Genomic DNA, 3,759 nt, shown 5'->3' on the forward strand with positions numbered 1-3,759 from the left:
AGGTTTTTTCTCGATTTTTTCTCGATTTTTATTCCCGTTTCTTCCTATGCTCCTGGTCCCACTGCAATATTTCCACCATTATCCCCCGAAGGACCTCCCGGTCCTGCCTGGGTCGGTGCCGCAGTCTCCGGCGCTTTCGTCTCCGCCTGCGTCGGCGCTGTGGTCGGTGCCGGACCCGGTGCCTGTGTTTCTGCCGGTGCTGGCGCCTGCGTCTCTGCCGGAGCTGGTGTTTCCGCTGGCGCCGTGGTCTCTGCCGGCTTCGTCTCCGCCGGTTTTGCCGTACCGCTCGTCGTACTCTTCTCCGTACCAGGCAGATTGTAGCAGATCACCGGAGTTCCTGCCGAAATATTGTCAAAGATCGTCTTTGCAACACTCGGCGGCAGGTTGATACAGCCGTGGGAACCGCTCGTCTTGTAAATCGCACCGCCAAAACTGCTTCTCCACTTCGCATCATGCATACCGATACCATTATTGAACGGCATCCAGTAATTAACCGGCGTCCGGTAATTCTCACCCTTCAGGACCGCATTTTTCTGCTTATATGCCAGCGGATACGAGCCTGCCGGGGTTCCCCAGCCTTTCGCCAGGTTTCCAGATACGAAATCCGACTCTACCACCAGCTTTCCTTCTTTATAGAAGAAAAGGTGCTGTCCGGTCAGGTTGATCTCCACGTAAGTGTCACCGTAGTCATTTGCCCCATGGCTCGCCGCCTTCTGGGAATACTCCGGCTCACGCGTCGTACTCTCACCGGAGGCAATAATCGCTGCCAGCGCTTCCGTCTCTGCCGCCTGGTTGATCTTCCAGCCATACGTTCCGCCGCTTACCTGAATCGTGGAACCATACGATGTTTTCAATGTTTTCGCTTTGTTTGAAGTATTGTGTGCTTTCGCCATCTCAGACACGTACTCCGACACCTTGGAGGAATCTACCGAAACACTTCCGTCTGCATTGGCAATCAGCCACGCATGAATCTGATCTCCATTTAAGGTCTCCGTCGAATCGCCAAACTGGTATGTCACGCTCATTTTCGCGTATTTATTCATCTTATCCAGCTGTTCTGCCAGAGATGCATCGTCTTTCAATACCGTCGGCTTCTTATAGACATCTGCTTCCTCCAGCGATAAATGATCCTGCAGATTCTCGATCGCACCCGTTACCGCCTGTGTCAGCTTCTCCGCCTCGACTGCCGTTCCTTCCTGTTCGGGCTCAATCGAATATCCTTGTCCGGACACATACTCTGAAATCTTTGCATTGACCGGTTCTACCGCTTTCTCCGGGTCTAAACACGATAAATTCCGGATCTGGCTTTCCAGCGCCGCATCGTCATACGCCACCATCGTTCCGATCGTATATTCTTCCTGTTTCATATGCCACAGCCATGCGAACGGATTCTGCGCCGCTACCATCTTTTCCAGGCTGCCGTCAAACTCCGCATGCAGCTTGATATCGGTTCCGGCGATCGTTTCTGTCTGATTATTTCTCTCATCGATCGTCAGTGTGTAACCATTCACACCTTCCGAAATCAGTTCCTGCACCTCTGCCGCTGTCTTTCCGGACGCGTCAACACCGTTGATCTGCGTATTCGGAAAGAAACGGGCCTTATATTTCTGGGACATTCCCACATAGACGCCTCCGGCTGCCACGAGCAGAATGCCCGCCGTACAGGCAGCGATCCATGCCGCCTTTTTACCGTTTTTTCTATGCTCAGCTTTCAGAGCTGCCTTTTCCGGGGTGGTTTCCGTCCAGGATGCCGTCTTTCCTGAATCCTGTCCCCGCTGCGGCGCCGCATGAGCTGCCTCCCGCCCTGTGCCCGCGCTCTGATTTCCACGGGCGCGGCTGCGCTTTCGACTGGCTGTCTCCTCCGGCTCTTTCTCCGGCAGGCGTTCCGGCTCTTCCCACCGGTTCTGATCCTGACGCTCTGGCTGGTGTATGTTTTCCATGTCCAGCTCTGCTTCCCTCAGGATCCGTTCTTCCATATCCCGGTCGAAATAGTCATCATCCAAATAGCCCTCATCCGGCTCATCCAGATAATCTTCATCTTCCAGCATAATCTCCCGGCTGTTCATCGCCGTATTTCGTCTCATCGGCTCCCGCCCATCTTCGCGGCTGCCGGAACGTGAATTTTCATTCAAATTCCCGTTTCTATCTGTCATCGTCCTATTCTCCCTTTAAAAATCCAATACGGGTTCCTATTCCCAGAAGGATCTGCCATTCAAGTAATGGTTTTATCATTTGGCATATTTTTCTGACAAAAATCCATGCTATCTGTGTTGCTGGTCCTCCATCGTCCTATTGTATATAAGTTTTAAACGGAAGTCAACTTACAAAACTCTGTCATTTTCTGGTATATTCTGTTACAGAACGCGTAATGGGACGTAATTTTCTATGAAACAGAAACAAAGAGCTGCCGCGCCGCATTTTTATGTCAGCCCGACAGCTCTTTTCTATTTTTGTCCTGTCCGTATTCTATTTCTCCAGCTTTCCGAACAGTCCTTTCTTCTTATGTTTCTCGCCCTCCGGTACAATTCCGTTCATGGCATCGTCAAACTTGCGAAGCGCTTCCTTCTGTGCCTCGGTCATGCGCTCCGGAACCTGTACCACCAGCGTCACGAAATGGTCGCCACGCACGTTGCGGTTACGCAGGGACGGAACACCTTTTCCTTTCAGACGGACTCTCGTATCTGTCTGGGTTCCCGGTTTGACCTCATACTCTACCTCGCCGTCCACCGTCTTGATGCGGATCGGACCACCGAGTGCTGCTTTCACGAAGGAGATCGGCACGGTTGAGTAGATTGTTGTATCCTGACGCTTGAAGACCGGGTGCTGGGATACCACTACTTCTACCAGCAGATCTCCGCGCGGACCGCCGTTGGTACCCGGTTCACCATTGCCGCGGTCACGCAACATCTGACCGTTGTCGATACCTGCCGGGATCGTCACTTTGATCTTCTTTCTCTTCGCTACATAGCCGGTTCCGTAGCAATCCGGGCATTTATCCTTGATGATCTTTCCGGTTCCGTTGCAATCCGGACAGGTCTGTACATTCTGAATCTGACCAAAGAACGACTGCTGCGTGTACATGATCTTGCCTTTACCGTTACATTTCGGACAGGTCTGCGGCTGGGTTCCCGGTTTTGCACCCGTTCCATGACATTTCTCACAGGTTTCCTTTAAGTTTAACTCCAGTTCTTTTTCACAGCCGAAGATCGCTTCTTCAAAAGTAATCCGCACACTGGTACGCACATCCGCGCCGCGCATCGGTCCGTTGCTTCTGCCGCCGCGGCTGCGTCCGCCGCCAAAAATATCTCCGAAGATATCTCCGAAAATGTCTCCCATATCGCCGCCGTTGAAATCAAAACCACCGAATCCGCCAGCGCCGCCTGCACCGCCGTCAAAAGCCGCATGGCCGAACTGATCATACTGACGTCTCTTCTCCGGATCACTCAGTACGCTGTACGCCTCCGATGCCTCCTTAAATTTATCGGCTGCCGCCTGATCGCCCGGATTTGCATCCGGATGATACTTTTTGGCCAGGGTTCTGTATGCTTTTTTGAGTGTCGCATCGTCCGCATCTTTCGGGACGCCTAAGACCTCATAGTAATCTCTCTTACTCTCTGCCATTTCAGCTCTTCCTTCCCAAAATCCGCCGGTACATTTGACCGCATCCGGCAGAGTTTCTATCGTATCTATTTATCTTCCCACAACGTAACTGTTCAGTACCTTCACAGTCACGCGCAAAAATCCATTAAAAATTGCCTA

At 52.2% G+C, this 3,759-nt stretch carries 2 protein-coding genes; both read right to left on the reverse strand.

The window, feature by feature from the left end; translation table 11 throughout:
* Positions 1-44: 44 nt before the first annotated feature.
* A complete protein-coding gene (locus PUQ60_RS11355; RefSeq protein ID WP_273381479.1) occupies positions 45-2,153 on the reverse strand; it encodes a L,D-transpeptidase family protein in 2,109 nt (702 codons plus the stop codon).
* 313 nt (positions 2,154-2,466) lie between these two features.
* On the reverse strand, positions 2,467-3,621 hold the full coding sequence (gene dnaJ / locus PUQ60_RS11360; protein ID WP_273381481.1) for a molecular chaperone DnaJ: 1,155 nt from the start codon (positions 3,619-3,621) through the stop codon (positions 2,467-2,469).
* Positions 3,622-3,759 lie beyond the last annotated feature (138 nt).

The sequence above is a fragment of the Clostridium sp. AF02-29 genome (genome assembly GCF_934835585.1).
In the GTDB taxonomy this organism is placed as follows: domain Bacteria; phylum Bacillota; class Clostridia; order Lachnospirales; family Lachnospiraceae; genus Otoolea; species Otoolea fessa.